At 52.7% G+C, this 18,151-nt stretch carries 12 protein-coding genes and 1 pseudogene; 10 read left to right on the forward strand and 3 right to left on the reverse strand.

The features are described from left to right. The first annotated feature begins 569 nt into the window (after positions 1-569). The 3 genes from PHV74_09090 to PHV74_09100 are packed head-to-tail and all read left to right on the forward strand — an operon-like array spanning position 570 to position 3,861. The gene (locus PHV74_09090) at positions 570-932 is read left to right on the forward strand and encodes a type II secretion system protein (protein ID MDD5094518.1); all 363 of its coding nucleotides are present in this window, start codon (positions 570-572) and stop codon (positions 930-932) included. Between the two features lie 2 nt (positions 933-934). Further along, positions 935-1,477, forward strand: a complete 543-nt coding sequence (locus tag PHV74_09095) for a prepilin-type N-terminal cleavage/methylation domain-containing protein (GenBank protein MDD5094519.1) — start codon at positions 935-937, stop codon at positions 1,475-1,477. Between the two features lie 17 nt (positions 1,478-1,494). After that, the gene (locus PHV74_09100; GenBank protein MDD5094520.1) at positions 1,495-3,861 is read left to right on the forward strand and encodes a hypothetical protein; all 2,367 of its coding nucleotides are present in this window, start codon (positions 1,495-1,497) and stop codon (positions 3,859-3,861) included. 89 nt (positions 3,862-3,950) lie between these two features. Here PHV74_09100 and PHV74_09105 read toward each other — a convergent pair whose 3' ends face one another. After that, the gene (locus tag PHV74_09105; GenBank protein MDD5094521.1) at positions 3,951-4,472 is read right to left on the reverse strand and encodes a Uxx-star family glutaredoxin-like (seleno)protein; all 522 of its coding nucleotides are present in this window, start codon (positions 4,470-4,472) and stop codon (positions 3,951-3,953) included. Positions 4,473-4,670: 198 nt separating this feature from the next. Beyond that, complete coding sequence (locus PHV74_09110) at positions 4,671-8,951, reverse strand: acyl-CoA dehydratase activase (protein MDD5094522.1); 4,281 nt, start codon at positions 8,949-8,951, stop codon at positions 4,671-4,673. A 278-nt stretch (positions 8,952-9,229) separates the two neighbouring features. On the opposite strand from PHV74_09110, the gene mraZ reads away from it, so the two are divergent. From mraZ to PHV74_09135, 5 genes and pseudogenes are all read left to right on the forward strand, one after another. Then, complete coding sequence (gene mraZ / locus PHV74_09115) at positions 9,230-9,655, forward strand: division/cell wall cluster transcriptional repressor MraZ (GenBank protein MDD5094523.1); 426 nt, start codon at positions 9,230-9,232, stop codon at positions 9,653-9,655. Further along, positions 9,655-10,572: pseudogene (rsmH, locus tag PHV74_09120) on the forward strand (16S rRNA (cytosine(1402)-N(4))-methyltransferase RsmH). Before mraZ ends, rsmH begins: the two are co-directional and overlap by 1 nt. Positions 10,573-10,664: 92 nt before the next feature. Beyond that, positions 10,665-11,912, forward strand: a complete 1,248-nt coding sequence (gene ftsA, locus PHV74_09125) for a cell division protein FtsA (GenBank protein MDD5094524.1) — start codon at positions 10,665-10,667, stop codon at positions 11,910-11,912. 43 nt (positions 11,913-11,955) lie between these two features. After that, the gene (gene ftsZ / locus PHV74_09130; protein MDD5094525.1) at positions 11,956-13,134 is read left to right on the forward strand and encodes a cell division protein FtsZ; all 1,179 of its coding nucleotides are present in this window, start codon (positions 11,956-11,958) and stop codon (positions 13,132-13,134) included. 353 nt (positions 13,135-13,487) lie between these two features. Continuing rightward, positions 13,488-13,856: a hypothetical protein gene (locus PHV74_09135; GenBank protein MDD5094526.1), complete on the forward strand. Its 369-nt coding sequence runs from the start codon at positions 13,488-13,490 to the stop codon at positions 13,854-13,856. A gap of 4 nt (positions 13,857-13,860) precedes the next feature. Here the strand turns inward: PHV74_09135 and meaB are convergent, their stop codons facing one another. Beyond that, positions 13,861-14,817 (reverse strand): methylmalonyl Co-A mutase-associated GTPase MeaB, encoded by a 957-nt coding sequence (gene meaB, locus PHV74_09140; GenBank protein MDD5094527.1) that lies wholly within the window; start codon positions 14,815-14,817, stop codon positions 13,861-13,863. A 483-nt stretch (positions 14,818-15,300) separates the two neighbouring features. Between meaB and serC the strand changes: the two genes are divergently transcribed. Beyond that, on the forward strand, positions 15,301-16,386 hold the full coding sequence (gene serC / locus PHV74_09145) for a 3-phosphoserine/phosphohydroxythreonine transaminase (protein MDD5094528.1): 1,086 nt from the start codon (positions 15,301-15,303) through the stop codon (positions 16,384-16,386). A 63-nt stretch (positions 16,387-16,449) separates the two neighbouring features. Continuing rightward, positions 16,450-18,030, forward strand: a complete 1,581-nt coding sequence (gene serA / locus PHV74_09150; protein ID MDD5094529.1) for a phosphoglycerate dehydrogenase — start codon at positions 16,450-16,452, stop codon at positions 18,028-18,030. Positions 18,031-18,151 lie beyond the last annotated feature (121 nt).

Here is an 18,151-nt window from a genome sequence, read left to right on the forward strand (position 1 = left end):
AGTGCTCAAACCCTCAAAACCGAGGGCTTAACCTATGAGAATGTCACTTGAACGTCAAAACGTCGGTTTCAAAAACCGTGTCAACTTCTTTCAGGGTATTCTTAACCCCTATTCTTAAACGGCCTCGGATATTCTGCCCGCTTCAGACTCCAATGTGTAGGGAAATTTGTGTGTGAGAATCCAGACCTCAATACCCAACCTGCCCCGGTAGGAGAAGTTGCCTATTAGGGGGAGTACCTTAGGGCCACCGCGTCTCCCTGATGTCCGCTCTGCGAAGACTCGTGTGTGAAATGCCTTTTGCCAAGCCAAATTCGGACCCACCGGCCGATTTCTCGAGATGCCATTCCTGGCAGAATCCGATTATTGCCTAGCACTTAAGTCTCATTTACTGATATTTGAGAAGATGCTATAAATAAGCCATACACCCCCCGAGTCCCTAGCCTCCAAGTAAAGTTGAATAACTGAAAAGAAGTCCCTGCAGAAGAGGAATGAGAATGTGGAATAGGCAGAGTAGTCGATTGTCGAGCAAAGCATTGAAGTGGTGGCAATCTCCCTTCAAGAAAAAATCGATGGGAAGCGGGATGAAAAGACAGAAGGGCTTTTCTCTGATCGAGGCGCTGGTGGCGGTGGCGGTCTTCAGTCTCATTTCTGGCGGGATATTCAGCAGTCTTGTCTCTGCATCCGGTGCTGTGAATCTAACCAATGAGCGGGAAACTTCCAAGAACCTGGCTGAATCCCAGATGGAATATGTCAAGGGCCTGACCTATGCCACTTCCTATGCACCGGCGCCAATTCCCCCTGAACAGCAGGGAGCCTACACTGCTTCGATCGATGTTCAACCATTGAAAGATAACAACCTTCAGAAAATAACGGTCACTATCACGCATTTCAGCAAAGACGTCTTGGAACTTGAGAACTTTAAGGTGAACTAGAGATGGGTACTCAACTGAAAGCGAAGATCAAGAACCAGAAGGGATTCACTCTGATTGAGGTGTTGGTTGCTGTTGCCATCATGGCAGTTATTGGCACCGGAATCGCTGCCGCAACCACACAGATGATCACTGTGGATGAACAGAGCAAATCTCGAGAGACAGTTATCAAAGAAGTCCAAAATGCCGTGCACTATATGATCCGCGATGTTCAGATGGCCCAAAAAGTGGATCCAACCGGGGGCTCCGGATTCCCCCTCAATCTCACCTGGGTCGACTGGGACAACATCCAGAATGAGGTCTCATACACTCTGGACTCTAATGGCAATTTACAACGGAGTCACTCGATCAATTCCGGGCAACCAACCCAAGCCGTGGTGGCTCAACATATCAACACCGATCCAAGCCAGACAAACTGCGTACTCTCCGTACAGGGCGCAATTGTAGAGGGTGTACTTAATGTCAAGATAACTGCTTCCGTGAGCGGGTATAAGCCGGCAAGCGAAAGCAGAACAGTTCAGATCATACCCAGACCTCGTCAATCCTAACACGGAGTATTTGTGCGATGATCAAAAAAGTAAGATTAGCACTGAATCGGATAAGGACGGCCGATGAGAGCGGCCAGGCGATGATGACAGTCCTGATCCTCCTGCTTCTGGGCGGCCTGATGATCCCCCCACTCATGGGACTTATGGGAACAGGGCTCAAGGCCGAAGCGGTCTACGAGCAAAAGACGAGCGAGCTTCATGCCGCTGATGCGGGCATTGAAGATGCCAAGTGGCAGATCAAACACGGCAATATCGATACTATCTACAGCCCGTATGATTTTACTACTGCATGGTATGACCCCGATCTCTCTCAACCCATCAATGGCAAGAATGTGAACGTCACCATACAGAACGTCTGGATTCCAATGACTATCCCTATTGATGAAGCTACAACCTACGGCCAAAGCATCATTCAGTCCAATAAGCTGATCGTGACCGGCACCACAACGCAAACCGCCATCAGCATTCCCCCTTCAACGACGATCTCAAAGTACAAGATCAAGATCACCTATTATCCCGGAGCTAGCGAAGATTTGAAAGTAGCGGAATTGGGAATATGGTTACCGGCCGGATTCGAATACTATTCCGACTCCACCTACAAGAGCAATCTTGAGGATGATCCAATGGCTGCATACTATTGCGAGCCCGATGATGATGCTCAGCATGCTGGCAACCAAGCCATCCTGTGGAGTCTTCCTTCATCTCCTTCGTTCACCACCTTCCCGGGAGTCAATCCGAGCAGCTACCCGATGACAGCAGAAATCACCTTCTACTTCAAACCCCTTTCGGGAAATCCGGGGCAAACTCCAGATGCGATTGCTTGGATAAAGACCAGCGGAGTGACGGATATTCCTTTTTCATGGAATGCGGATATTCGAGTTTACAAGATGACTTCCACCTGTGGCGGCACAGCCATCGAGAGCTATGTCTCCAAGTCCGAGCTGCGGAAGATGCAGTCGGCAATTGCCGGGGATTACCAGGCCGTGGGCGGTTCCTTGATGATAGATACCCCCCCCATTGATACCGGCACGGGAATTCGTGACACCCTGCTAAGCAGCAGCAATGCCACTGTTAGCAGCATCCCAACCGATGCCGAGGTGGCAGCGGCGTTTCTCTACTGGTCAGCATGGCAAGGCGAGGGCAGTAAGACCGAGCCGTTTAAGGATCTCTGTCAAAATTTAGGCAAGTGGATAAACCGCGGTTGCTTCAATGTTGATACAGGTCACGGAGACAAGAGATTTGAAGCCCATGCTCACAGCAACCCAAACCCTCCAAATAGATATTGTGATCTGAAAAGCGCGTTGGATCTAAGCAGTTACACCGCTGGCTCAGTGATTTTGTCTTTGGACGTATGGGAAAATTGCACTCTTACATCAACAGATGGCCTGGATTTTGGTCTCTCTGGCGATGGGGGCATGACATGGAGCAACGATATTCCCATCTTTCGCGACGATATCAGTAGCCAACCGAAAAAATTTACTTACACTATCCCAGGGCAGTATCTGACCAGTGATTTCCTGATCAGATTCCATGTAAGCGGCATGATTGAAGAAAACAGGCTCTGTGATATAGATAACATTAAGATCACTGGCATGACTGCAGACACCTCGGTGCTCTTCAGAATAGACGGGCAGCAGGTTTATTTTGATGCTGATGGTCAGCCGCAGGCAGGCACCCAACCGATAACTGCTGACCGTACACAGGTCTTGCCCAACTACAATGGCTCTACTCCTAACGGCTTTTCCTATGCTGGATCCAAGGATGTGACCGATCTGATCAGAGCCTTTAGTGATAAAGCGCCTGATCCGGCGACCAATTATCCCGGCAATGGAACGTATACTGTTGGCGATGTGGCCGGGGATACCAACAACGAGTGGTCGTACGCTGGCTGGTCATTAATCATCATTTATACCAATTCGGCAACAGAGGGCCATCAGCTATACCTCTATGACACATTCCTCTATGCAGATAATGAGACCAATATTGACTTTGACAATGATGGTCAGCCAGGAGGCACAATCAGTGGCTTTCTGGTCCCCGACCCTGTCCTAGGCGAGATCAATGCAGCCAAGCTGACAGTCTTCGTTGGCGAGGGAGACGATGTCTGGAACGGCGATGCACTGAAATTCAATGGCATCGCCCTCTCTAATACCCAGAGTCCCGCAACCGACGTTTGGAACTCGAAGTCTCCAGGACTGACTGCAGACGGCGTGGATATCGATACCTTCAGTATTACATGGGCCAGCACACTGCTGGAGCCGGGGGATACTTACGCTCAATTAGACCTGCCGACGCTGTATGATTCTTGGAACCTGGTATACATGATCCTCTCGTTCCGCAGCGAAACCAGCACGGGCGGAGCGCTGAACTATCTGATCAGATGAGCAATCTCCATAATAAGCCAGTATACCAGATGAAGAGTCTGACGCCAAAGCCTGTTCTGAGCTTTGGCGTCAGACTCTCGTTCCGAGGTTTATACTGCGATCTCCGCTCTCATGCTCTGCTGCCCCCGAAGAAACACGATTGTTGCCCGGTTTCCGGGAACCAGACCCGACAACGCCTTTTCCAGATCATCGGCAGTGGTAATATGCCGGAGATTGAGTTCAGTGATGATATCGCCGGTCTGAATCCCGGCTTTGGCTCCCAGCGATCCCGGAGCCACCGCCCCCACCAACGCCCCGAATACCGGAACTGCCCCACTTTTCTGGGCCATCTTGCCGGCATCGGCAATTTTGAGCCCAAAGCGCGGACGCTGTTGACTTGCGGCCGCGGCAATCAGGCTTTCCAGCCGGGGACGGTCAAACCCGATGATCGCCTGTCCATCAACCACGATCACCGGCACTCCCATTTGCCCCGTCAGCCGGACCATCTCATCGGCTGCCGATCTGTCGCGGGAGATGTCGCGCTCAGCGTATTTCACCCCGCGTTCGGAAAGAAACCGTTTGGCTTGGTGGCAATATCCACAAGTGGGCGTGGTGTAAATGGTGATGTTCAAAATATCACCTCCAGAAATTCTGTTGCTTTAGGGAACTTCTGATCAACCTCCTCGCCCCCAATCTTGGGGGGACGTAAGGGCGATTCATTAATCGCCCTTACTGGGGACACCCCCTTCGGCAAGCTCAGGGCAGGCTCTAAAACCCCGGCAGGAGGAATCCTGCACCTCTTGACGGGCTGAAACCCGTCCTGCGTTTTTCTAAAGGCTATGCCTCTCCTGATAAGCCTTCACCTGATACACGAAGGCCTCGATCCGGGTCTTCTCATTGGTGTGCTTGAGACCATCATAGATCATGGTAAGCACAGGAAAATTATGGTGTTCCCTTTGAATGTTCTTGTAAGCAGCGGTGCACAGGCCACCGTAGAGACAATTCAGAACGATGAGATTGGCCATGCCGCTGCAGCCCTGCGAGGCATAGCCTTTGGCTTTATCCAGATTCACCGTTGCCACGGGGTCGATTTCGCTGCTGATATAGGGGGCTGCCCTTTCCTTCCGCTGTTTGACCGTCGGTATCCTGCAATCAAAGAGATCATCCCCCAACCCCTCCTCGATCTTCCGCTGCCAGTGAACATGCCAGTACCTGCGAAGATAATAGTAGAGCGCGGTGGCGTATCTTCTATCGGCAAAATGCATATCGGGATACACTTCATTGAAGTACACCAGATAATCCGTGGTGGTCGGTCCGAACCTCATCTCCGCGCCCAGACTCTCGAACTCCCGGATAATCTCATTGTTGGCCCAGGGAGCCATACAGCTATAGAATTCCCCAACGATGCCCACAACAGGCCTGTTCTCCTTCCGGATGGGGATACGGTCCATCTCCGATACGGCGTTTCGATAGACCTGAGAAAAGTTCCCCTTGACGACTGCTGCAGCTACCTGCCGGGTCGCCGACTCATAAACCCTGTCGGTTTCTCCCCGGTTCACCTCATAAGGTCGGATATGAATAAGTTTCTTGGTTAGCACATCAGCGGCGAGCCACCCTTTCCAGATCATCCTAGCCCAGTCCAAGCCAAAGAGCCGGGTGGCCTCATCCAGACGACTCGACGTCCGAGGAGCAATGATCGGAATGCGAGAAAGGCCCAGCCGCTTGAGGACCATCTTCTGGGATAAGGCATACTGTGTTAAGCGGCAGGAGCCATCGAAGTTCAGCATCAGGAAGGCGGACCGATCCGGGTCGAAGCCGTCCATCTCGGTCATCCGCACCAGATCGCCGGTAGTAACCTGATAGGGGTGGCACTCCTTGGAGGAGGCATACCTTCTGCCCAGCTCTTCCGATCTCTCATCCGGCTGGGGTAGAACTTTGGCCTCGACACCTACGGATTCTAACGCGGCAGCAAATATATGGGAGTGTGCCCCGACATAGGAGAGGTAGAAGGTCTTATTCAGCTCCCTGATCGCCCGGGAAGGCTTCAAAATACCCATCCCCCTGGTTGAAGGACCGACCAGCAGAAGGTCTTCTTGATCTCTGGGTTTCACCTCTGCCCTGGCGCGATTGACAGTATCCACAAAAGCCTCGATACGAGTGGCGATTCCAGCATCAGCACTGTGTTCATCCACCTCCAGGACCAGACAAGGGTCTCCTTCCATAGTATCTTCAAGATACTTCATGAAGAAGGCATCGGGCCCACAGCCATAGTTGGTAATCAAGATCGGGTTCAGGCTCCGGTGCTCCCTGGCAAGCATCGCTGCCCGAAGCAGATTCTGTTCGTTCTTCCAGACCAGGTTGGCATAATGAAGCGGCAGGCTGACCTGATCCAGCGCCAGCATGTCGAAGGGGATGGCCAGCACACCCATCTTCCGCAGTTTCCTGGGGATATTCAGGTTCAAGCCGACATCATGGACATTATAGGGCTTGCCGATCACCACCACCGCCTCGTTTTCACGGCTCAAGCTTTGCAGCACTTCCCGGCCTCTCTGCTGGCACTTTTGATAAAACTCCCGCTGCGCCTTCAAGCCAAGGTCCGCTGCCCTCGCTGTATCCCTGGGATTCTTGCCAAACTCTTTCCCCAGCTTCCGCATCTGCTGTCTGATATCTTTTTCGCCCTTCGCTATATGGATCGTGGGACTGAGAATACTCACCTGATCCTCGAAGGCAGGCTTGAGGATGAAAGGAATGCCCTGGATATAGGGACAATTATAGCTCCGATCACAATCATCTGCCGGCTTTTGAAGATCGATAACGCTGGGCAGGAACACGAAATCAACGCCCTTCTCGATCAGGTCCTGCACATGCCCGTAAGCCACCTTGACCGGATAACACATCTCGGCCAGAACCTGCTGCAACCCCTTGTTGATCAGCTTCCGGTTGGTCCTGTCCGAGATCACCACCCGGAACCCCAACTCCTGGAAGAACGTGCTCCACAGGGGTAAATGTTCGTAGAACATCAGCATCCGGGGAATGCCGATAGTGACCGAAGCCGAGCCCTTTTGATCCTCCTGGCAATAGCCCAGGAGCAACTCCTCCCTTTCCTTGAACAGGTCCGGCAAGTCCTTCAACTGCTCTTTTCCCCGCCTGACTTCGTATCGATCGCAAATGCCGCCGTAGAAAGATTCTAAATCGCCGCCGATGAGCGCCCTTTTCACCTCGCAGTGGTTGGGGCAATGGGGACACTCGAAGGATTGCACCTGATAGGTCCTGCCTCTAAGATCAAACCCCACGAATTTGCTCGGCTGCTGGCTTTCCCTTTGCCTGGCAATCAGGGCAGCGCCAATCGCTCCGGTCACATTGAAATGCTCAGGGATAGTGACAGGCTTGCCAAGGATATTTTCAAAAGCGGCGGCCACACTCTTATTGGCGGCTACGCCGCCCTGGAAGTATATCCGCTCGCCGATCTTTTTGTTTCCCACCACCTTTTCAATGAAGTTGAACGCCACGGAATAGGAAAGCCCGGCGATTAGCTCGGCTCTGGGCAAGCCTGCCTGCTGATGGTGAATCAGGTCCGACTCCATGAAAACAGTGCATCGGGTGCCCAGATCGGCGGGCCGCATTGCCGCCAAAGCCTGATCACTGAACTCTTCGATCCTGATACCCAATCGGGCGGCCTGTTCCTGGAGGAAAGAGCCAGTGCCGGCCGCACAAACCTTGTTCATCTCGAAATCGACCACCGACCCGTTTTTCAGCGCGATATATTTGGAATCCTGGCCCCCGATCTCGAAGATGGTGTCCACGGTTTTGTCGATCTCGATTGTGGCTCTCGACTGGGCAGTGATTTCGTTGACCACCACGTCCGCGCCGACGAAATCGCCCACAAAATAGCGTCCGCTGCCGGTGACACCCACTCCCATCACTTCCACCCCGCCTTCGATTCCCCGGGCGATATCCAGCAATCCCTTCTTGACCGACTCGATGGGCTCGCCTTCCGTCATCAGATATCGCTTGCGCAGGAGCCTCTTGTTGATGTCAAGGACAACGATATTAGTGCTCGCCGCCCCCACATCGATTCCTAGATAAACCTTCTCTTTGGGTCTCTCCAGGGATTGAATATCATTGGGCGCGGGCTTGAGACCATCTCCCATCCATACCAAACGCTTCAGATAGCCTTGTTTGGATTCACCAGCGGTAAGGGCAATATGCCGCTTCAGATATTCTATCCCCTGGCGCATATCCATCGGAGAGCTCTTGCCCTTCTCCAGGGCCATGATTGCCGATCCGATAGCCCCCATGATAAGGAAATGCTCCGGTATTCTGAGTTCTCCCGGTTGAAGCTCCAGCAGGTCTTCGAAGGCTCTGACGACGCCTTGGTTAGCCGCCACTCCGCCCTGGAAGGCAATGGGTTTGGCGAATTTCCTGCCCTTGCCCAGATTACTGATATAGTTCCTCGCCAGCGCATAGCAAAGGCCGGCCACGATATCGTGTTTCGGGGTGCCTTCCTGCTGGAGATGCACCATGTCCGATTTGGCAAAAACGCTGCACCGGCCGGCAACGATCGAGGGCCTTTCCGATCTCAGAGCCAACTCTCCGAATTCCCTATCGATAGAGACCCCGAGGCGGTAAGCTTGCTGATCCAAGAAGGAACCCGTTCCCGCAGCACAAATCTCGTTCAGGGCATGATCGACAATGACCGGCGTCCCCTTCCTTTTGTCAAAGTCCAGGAAAATCAGCTTCGAGTCCTGACCGCCGATCTCGATAACCGTCCTGGTATCCGGGTGGAAGTGTCCCACAGCTCTTGCCTGGGTGATAATCTCGTTCTCCTTAGCCACATCCAGGATGTGGGCAATCAGGTCGCGTCCGCTACCCGTAGCCACCACCCCGCTGATGCAAGGAAACGGATCAGCGAGCTTTTTGAAAGCCTCAAGCAACACCGGGACAGGTTGTCCCCTGGTGCGTTCATAAAGGCTGGTCAGAAGCCTGCAACGTTCGTCGATAACGGCAATGTTCAGACTGACCGAGCCGACATCGATTCCCATGAATAGGTCGCCGCGCTCGGCCGTCCTACTCTGCTCATAATCAGGCATGGTATTGTCCCTCAAGCTCATCTTCTCCGACAGTATGCAGATGGGTGTCTACTATCCCCATTATCATACTCCTGACTTTATCGTGCAAGCTTATACTTCCACCTTCTGTGATCGGCACTCAACCACGGCATACCTCATGATGCTATCTTGCCCATATTCTCTTTCACGTTCTCGGTAACTTTTGTCTTGAAGCAAACATCTTTGCCTTCGATAAACAAAATAGATCGGTCCAACGTATTGCAATATGTGGTGAACTGTGGTAGACTGTGGGTCAAAGTGGGGAGGATATCCTTTCTATTATGCTATCAGGCGAGTACGAACACAGGCTGGACCAGAAGGGACGAGTAGCCATCCCTGTCAAGCTCCGTAAAGAATTTCCGAACGGTCTGGTGATTACACGCGGTTTTGATCAATGCATAGTAGCCTATGCCCCGGAAGAATGGCAAAAGGTTTCGGATAAACTGTCCAGTCTTCCCACCACGCTCGATAAGAACCGAAGGCTGATCCGGCACGTCATCGGCGGCGCCTTTGACATTGAACTCGATGGACAAGGGCGCATCGCACTCCCCGCTACGTTACGACAGTATGCCCAGATCAAAGATACCGTCATCATGTCTGGAAACCGCATATGTCTGGAGATCTGGAGCAAAGAGGTTTGGGAGAGAGATCAGATGCTGACCCCTGAGCAAGCCCACCAATTAGCTGAAACAATGGAGCTGCGTTAGTGGGACAACACCACATACCCGTAATGCTCCAGGAAACCATTGAAGCGCTACGGGTTGAGCCCGGAGGGCGCTACATTGATTGCACGGTGGGAGAGGGAGGCCATTCAACAGCGATCTTGGATCGGAGTGCTCCGGGAGGACAACTCCTCGGTTTTGATGCCGACCCCCAGGCCATAAAAGCAGCCCAAAATTCGCTTCGGCATCATGGTAAATCCGTACTTCTGGTTAATGAAAATTTCAACCGCCTGGAGGAGATCGCCACCAGGCATCAATTTCGTCCCGTTCACGGCATCCTGTTCGACCTCGGCATGTCCTCTTCACAGCTCGCACAGGAAGGCCGGGGATTCAGCTTCCAGGAAGACGCCCCTCTGGATATGAGGTTTAGCCCCAGCCAGGATATCACTGCCGCTCAGATCGTTAACGATCTCCCTGAAAACGACCTGGCGATGCTGATCTGGAGTTATGGGGAAGAACCCAGAAGTCGAAGAATCGCCAAGCGTATCGTTGAAAATCGTCCGGTTCGAACCACTCTCGAACTGGCCGAAATCGTGACCAAAGCCATCAATGGAGAGAGAGGAAGGATCCATCCTGCAACCAGAACCTTTCAAGCATTGCGAATAGCAGTCAACCGAGAGATAGAAAATCTCAGGTCGGCACTGGAACAGGCAATAAACCTGCTCGGATTGGGCGGTAGACTAGTGGTCATCAGTTTTCATTCGCTGGAGGATCGACCGGTCAAGGAATTCTTGAGTCGTGAGTCAAAAACATGTATCTGCCCTCCGGAAACGCCCTTATGTATCTGCGGACATACGCCCAGAATGAAACTGATCAGTAAAGGGGTTATCAAACCCACTGCAGAGGAAATCGCAGCCAATCCAAGGAGTCGAAGCGCAAAAATGAGAGTCGCCGAACGTATAGATAATTTTAAATAAAAGGGGGATGAGAAAATGTAGAAACGGGCTTATTCCCCGCAAGCACAGTAAATCTGAAACGAAGGAGGAGGAACGTTATGGCAAAAACTTTTGCCGCAATAGATGTAGGCACTAGCAAAATCACTAGTGTCATGGCAACTCTTGGTGATAAAGACACCATCCAGATTCTTGGCGTTGGCGTTGTCCCGTCCGCCGGGGTTACCAAGGGTCTTGTAGTCGATATTGAGCAAGCTACACGCGCGATCCGAGAATCAGTAATGCTAACAGAGCGTGCGAGCGGCCTGGTAATGGAGTCCGCGTATATCGGAGTTTCGGGAAAGCATATTAGCACGCTCAACAGCCGGGGTGTAGTTGCAACTACACGGAGCGACAGACGAGTAACTGTAGATGATCTTGACCGGGTGCTTGAATCTGCCCGAAACGTAACCATTCCCACTGATCGCCGACTCCTCCACGTCATACCCCGTCAGTACACACTTGATGGGCAAGTGGCAGTCAAAGAGCCCGTGGGAATGCACGGCTTCAGACTGGATGTGGAGACCCATATTGTCACTGCCGCCGCAGCCGCCGTTCAAAATCTCATCAAGAGCGTCCGCGAGGCCGGAGTGGAAATCGAGAATCTTGTTCTCTCCCCGCTGGCTTCTGGCGAAGCAGTGCTCACCGAGGATGAGAAAATGGCCGGCGTTATTCTGGCAGATATTGGAGCGGGCACGACGGATGTGGCCATTTTCAAGGATGGATGCGCCTGGCACTCTGCCATTTTACCGGTAGGCGGCGCTAACATCACCCGGGACATTTCCATTGGGCTGGGCACTCCTAACGACCTGGCCGAAGAGATGAAGAAGAAGTACGGCAATCTGATGACGGCCAATGGCGCCGACCCCTCGGACTACAATCAATTGGATGTCGGCAATCGGCATACGGTCTCCTATCGAGAACTCAACGATATTATCAGATTGCGAGTGGAGGAGATGCTGCGGTTAGTCATGCTGGAAATACCGCGCGGGGAACGGGATATGCTGGCTCCAGCTGGCTTGGTTCTGACAGGAGGCACTGCCAGTATTCCCGGTATAGACAGTTTGGGAAGAGAGGTTCTCGAGATGCCTCACGTTCGTGTGGGACTACCGGGCGGCATAACGGGTATCGTTGATTCGCTGCGTGATCCTGCCTCTGCGACTGCCGTCGGGCTTCTTTACTGGGCAGCAGAGCATGACGCTGGACATGAGTGGAAAATCAAGGAAATCAAATCGCCTTTTGGGACATCGGTCAAGAATGGCACAAAGAAGGTTGGCGACGCTGTCAAGAAGTTTGTTGGTCGGCGATAGATGGCATACATCATAGGATATACGTATAGAAGGAGGGAAAATAATGGCTAAAACTTTGCAGGAAAGTGGCGATCACCTTGCTAGATATCGTGCCAAAATCAAAGTAGTGGGAGTTGGAGGTGGGGGAGGTAATGCATTAAATCGTATGGTTGAGAGTGGTATCAAAGGGGTGGAATTCATCGCGGTGAATACCGATGCTGTAGACCTGCAAGCTTCGCTGGCTCCCACTAAAATCCAGATAGGACCTAAGCTCACCAAAGGGCTAGGCGCCGGTGGGGACAACCAGACAGGTCGCAAAGCAGCCGAAGAGAGTCGGGAAGATATAGCCGCGGCGCTGGACGATACGGATTTGCTTTTCATCACCGCTGGCATGGGTGGCGGCACCGGTACAGGGGCTGCAGCAGTGGTTGCTGAAGTTGCCAAACAGATGGAGATTCTCACCATCGCCATTGTCACCAAGCCTTTCTCCTTTGAGGGATCCGTGCGAGGCGGAAGAGCCGAAGAAGGATTAAACGATCTCATGAAGAACGTCGATACATTGATCAACATCCCCAATGATCGATTGCTGACCGTTTGCGATCACCGGGTGTCGGTATACGATGCATTCATGACAGCCGATGAAGTCCTCATGGGCGGCGTGCAAGCCATAGCCGGCATACTTACCACCCCAGGCGAGATGAATCGTGACTTTGCGGATGTAAAGGCGATAATGAACAAGGCAGGCCAAGCCTGGATGGCGATCGGCAAAGGCAGCGGCCCGAACCGCTCAATCGACGCCGCCAAAGCGGCCGTATCAAGTCCATTGCTTGATGTCTCTATCGAAGGTGCCAAGGGCGTGCTCATGATCATCACAGGGGATGACAGCCTCGGACTACATGAGATGAACGAGGCAGCCGAGATCGTCAGATCATGTGTCGATCCCAATGCAAACATCATTTTTGGCTTGACGCACGATGACACCTTGAAAGACCAGGTAAAACTCACGCTTGTTGCTACCGGATTCTCCTCCGGACGCCAGCTCAGCAAGCAAGACGAAGAAGAAGTCCGCCAGAAGCTGACCGAGCTGAAGGAAGAGGACAAGCTGGATACGCCTACATTCCTGCGTCACCCGTTCCCACAGCACAGGCGGCAGCCTGCTGCTCCACCACAGGGGCAGACGGTAAGACCCGGACAGAAAGCCGACGCGCCGCAGTATGGTGACAGAAAGTTCGCACGAAGGTAGGGAAAAGTCAAACAGGGTATCTGAAGAGAATACGAGAGTGTTGTTCCCATTGACACTGCCTTTAAAAGGGGGAAAGAAGTTACGGCCTCCGAATCCCGGCGCGATTGGGAATTTCGGAGTGATTAAGATTGCCTGAACAGTGAAATCTATCATATTGATATGAGGCCGGCCTCCGCAAAGTGTGTTGAAATGGCGTCTATTTCAACACACTTACCCCTGATTCCGGGAGGATCCTGGCCTTAGAAAAGTGGCGTCCGAGATGGATTTCTCTATTCTGTTGATCCGCATGGTTAGTTTCCGGTTGAGATCAAATTAGAGGATCGAAATATCGATTTGGTAAGGGGGGCAAAAAAATGAGAGATTTTGATCTGGTGAAGCATCATCTCCAGAGTTCGATACTGGCAGCCAGGGCGGAAATACAAGGAAACGAGGAAAAAGCCAGACAGTTGCGTGCGCAAGGCAATCTAAGGCTTATGGTCATGTCCGAAGTAGAATTGAGAGAGCTTGCTATTATACTTTCCTGCCTTCCTTCACGACCTCCAGATGCAGTGTATGCAGAAATCAAAAAGGAAATAGACGAACACAAGGAAACTGCGGCTGATTGGATAGGAGCTTTCGGCGTTGAACCCTACCCGTCAGTATCACGAAAGAAACACAAAGACCGTGCCAAAGCGCATCAGAACCGAAAAGCCCTCGCCCCGGCGAGGGCTTTTCATTTATAGCCTCTCATTTCGGCAGCCACCCCTTGGATCGAGCCTCATTCTCCATGATTTCGATGGCCGAGTATGGATCGACTTCTCCGCTCTCTATTTGTCCCATGAGGGCTATTAATCTCTCGTTATGCTTCAGAAATTGGGTCAGTCGATTTCTCAGACTCATCTCAACAGCCTGGAAGAATTCTTCCTTTCGTTGTCGCTGCCGTTGCTGCATGAGCTCGCCGGTGGACTCCAAATATTCTCGGTGTTTCTCGACCTGCTCATAGAGACCTTCGATCCCCACATTGTTGTGTGCCTGCGTGGGTAAAACGGGAGGTTGCCACTGCTCTTTTCTACCGCTGAGAAACAGCATGGATTCCACTTCTCCAACCAGCCGATCCGCGCCCGGCCGATCGGCCTTGTTGATGACAAATACATCGGCGATTTCCATAAGGCCGGCCTTCATGGTCTGGATGGCATCCCCGGCTTCAGGAACAAGCGCCACTATGGTGGTATCCACAGTCTCCATAATATCGAGCTCTGTTTGCCCCACACCCACCGTCTCCACCAAAACGACATCCTTGCCAAAAGCATCCAGAAGCTTCATCACATTCCGAGTGGTTGTCGGAAGCCCACCGCGACTACCCCGCGTGGCCATGCTGCGGATGAATACCCCGGGATCCAGATAGTGCTGCTGCATCCTGATCCGATCTCCGAGCACGGCTCCCCCTGAAAAGGGGCTGGTGGGATCAACTGCGATAACTCCTATGGTAAGCCCTTTTGATCTGATGACTGCGGCAAGTTTATCTACCAACGTGCTCTTCCCTGCTCCAGGTGGGCCGGTGATCCCGATAGAATACGCTTTCCCCAGATGGGAATAGATCGCCTTCATGATTTCGGGAACTTCCGGCGACTCATTCTCCGCCATAGTCACGAGGCGAGACAAGGACCGCTGCTCTCCCTCTAACATCTCTTCTACCAGCTTCATCTGTCCATCCTTTTGACCGTAATTCGCCTACCGCCCTTCATATTATCACACTTGACTGGCAGGGAGCAAAAAGCTGGGATTCTCGGAATAGTAATTCGTGGAGTCGGGCTACCGCGCGCAAGATCGCTCCGCCATTTGAGCACTGAGAACCATTACGCCTTGACCACACCTTACCCTTTGGAGTATATTAGGTCGGAAGCTAATGGAGCCGAGTTGGATGTCACACATCATGGGGACAGTCATGACACCGATACCAATCAATCACCGCTCGGAGCTTAGGTGCCGCAAACCTAACCGCGACGGGGTGGGTACATGGCAGGGCGGGCAGACTGCCCGCCCTGCCATGTACAGCCTTTTCGGATAATGACACCGTGAGAAAGAGAATTCTCACGAAGTGAATCCCAGCGAGATCGTCAGCATCGCTGCCCTTTGGGAAAGGAATTGCAGTGATGTGCCAACAAAATATGTATGTGAGGCAGAATAATGGTAAAAAGAAACGTGAACTTCAATCCCGGCCCGGCGGCGCTGCCGTTGGACGTTCTCAAGATCGCGCAGGAGGAACTGCTCGAATACAAGGGCAGCGGAATGTCCATTCTGGAGAGCTCCCATCGCGGCAAGGAATTCGAGGCGGTCAATGACCAGGCCATAGCCCTCGTTCGGGAACTTCTCGGACTCGGCGACGATTATCATGTCCTGTTTCTCGGCGGAGGAGCCTCAACCCAATTTGCTCTGGTGCCGATGAATTTCCTGGGAGAGGGCCAGGTAGGTGCCTACGTGGATACCGGCAGCTTCGCCTCCAAGGCACTGAAGGAATGCCAGATCGTGGGTCAAGCGCATATGGCCTTTTCTTCAAAAGCGGAGAAGTATCGCCGTGTGCCGAAGATGAGCGAGATCAAGTATCCTGATAATATCGCCTATCTACATATCTGCACTAACAACACCATCGAAGGCACCCAATTCCATGAGATTCCGGAAACCGGCAAAGTGCCTCTGGTGGCTGATATGTCTTCGGATATAGCTTCGATGCAGCGGGATTTCAAGAAATTCTCCCTTATTTACGCCGGCGCGCAGAAAAACCTCGGACCTGCAGGCGTGACTCTGGTGGTCATCAAGAATGACTTCCTGGCGAAGGCTAGGACCGGCCTGCCAAGCATGTTCGCCTACAAGACCCACGCCGATAACAAGTCGCTCTACAACACGCCGCCGGTATTCGGCATCTACGTCATGAAACTCGTGCTGGAATGGATCAAGGCCAAGGGCGGACTGGCTGGCGTGGGAAAAATGAACATTGCCAAGAAGAACCTGCTCTATGGCGCCATCGATGCGGCCCCGGACTTCTATAAGGGCACCGCAGACAAGGATTGCCGCAGCTGGATGAACGTCACCATGCGCTTGCCCACAGAAGACCTGGAAGCAAAATTCATCGCCGAGGCTAAAAAGGAAGGCTTGCTGGGACTGAAAGGCCACCGATCGGTTGGGGGCATTCGCTTCTCGATCTATAACGCGATGCCGATTGAGGATATTCAGAAGACGGTCAGCTTTATGGAGAAATTCCGCAAAGCCGCCTGAAACTGGTACGAAACCTCCCGCTGGATCCCTCTCATCAAGAGAGTGAAAATGAAAAGGAGTGACATGAAAGTATTAGTATCCGATCCTGTTGACAAGGAAGGAGTCGATATCCTGATTAAGAATGGCATCCCTGTTGACGTCAAGACCGGCCTTAAACCTGAGGAACTCATCCAGATCATCCCCGAGTATGACGGCCTGCTGGTCCGCAGCGAAACCAAGGTTACGGCGGACATTATCAAAGCCGCCAAGAAATTGCAGATTATCGGGCGCGCCGGAGTCGGAGTGGACAACATCGACCTCAAGGCCGCCACAGACCAGGGCATCATTGTGGTTAATTCCCCCGATGGAAACACCCTGGCCGCGGCGGAGCTGACCGTCGGACTGATGTTCGCCCTTGCCCGCCATATCCCGCAGGCGCACGCCAAACTCAAAGCAGGCAAATGGGACCGCAAGAGCTTCGTAGGAATCGAGCTTCGCAAGAAGAAGCTGGGCATTATCGGATTGGGCCGAATTGGAACCGAGGTTGCCAAGAGATGCAAAGCGATGGATATGGAAGTGCTCGGCTACGATCCTGTCATCTCTCCCGATCTCGCCAAGAGCCTGGGAGTGAAGCTTGTTTCTCTCGATGAGATCGTGAAGGAATCGGACTTCATCACTGTCCATGTGCCGCTCAATGATGCCACCAGGGGAATGATCGGAGAAGAGGCCCTCAAAAAGGTGAAGCCCTCCGTGCGCCTCATCAACGTGGCCCGTGGCGGCGTTATCGACGAAGCGGCTCTGGCAAAAGCGGTCGACGAAGGCCGGGTGGCAGGTGCGGCGATCGATGTTTACACCAAGGAGCCTGCCACCGAAAACATACTGATCAAGAGCGAAAAGATCGTCACCACTCCGCATCTGGGAGCTTCCACCACGGAAGCTCAGACGCTTGTGGCAGTGGATGTCGCCGAACAGGTAGTCGATGTCCTACTGAAAGGCCTCCCCGCCAGGAGTCCCGTCAATTTGCCCAGAGTCTCCCCGGAAACAATGTCCGCACTATCCCCCTTCGTCAATATGGCCTATCTGGCAGGAAAGCTCGCCGTACAGATTGCAGAGGGACAGATGAGCGCCATCACCATCAAGTACGAAGGCGATATTGCCGGATACCAGACTGATGCGATCAAAGCGGCAGTGATCGGAGGATTGCTCGAATCGACCAGCGAGGATCGTGTCAACCAGGTCAATGCCAACATCATCGCTCAGCGAAGAGGGCTAAAGGTAGTTGAACAAAAGAACGCATGCTGCGAAAACTATACTGCCCTCATTACTGTAGAAGTGGAAACCACCAAGGGAACAATCTCAGTTGCCGGAACCGTCATGAGAGGCGAACCCCATATTGTGAAGGTTAACGACTACTGGCTGAACATCGTTCCCACCGGAGGCCATTGGCTCTTTGCCGACCACATGGATCGGCCCGGCCTGATTGCCGCCGTTTCCACCGTCACCGGAGAGGCCGATATCAACATCAGCTCGATGTCCGTGGCCCGGCTTAAACCCAGAGGCAAGGCCCTGATGGTTCTGGCGCTGGATGAGCCGCTCAGCGAAGCACATCTGAAGAAGATCATGTCCATCAAGGATATTCACGGAGCCAAGGCTGTTACACTCTAGCCCAACTTCCGCAGTTTCGAAGCTGACAGGTGCTTCTCCCGAACGTAAAGTTGGTACTACATTGCTTTAATTTTCATTCGCTGAGGGAGGTGCAGCCCAAGCATCTGGAGGAGAACTGCCT

The sequence above is a fragment of the Dehalococcoidia bacterium genome (genome assembly GCA_028711995.1).
Lineage (GTDB): Bacteria > Chloroflexota > Dehalococcoidia > SZUA-161 > SpSt-899 > JAQTRE01.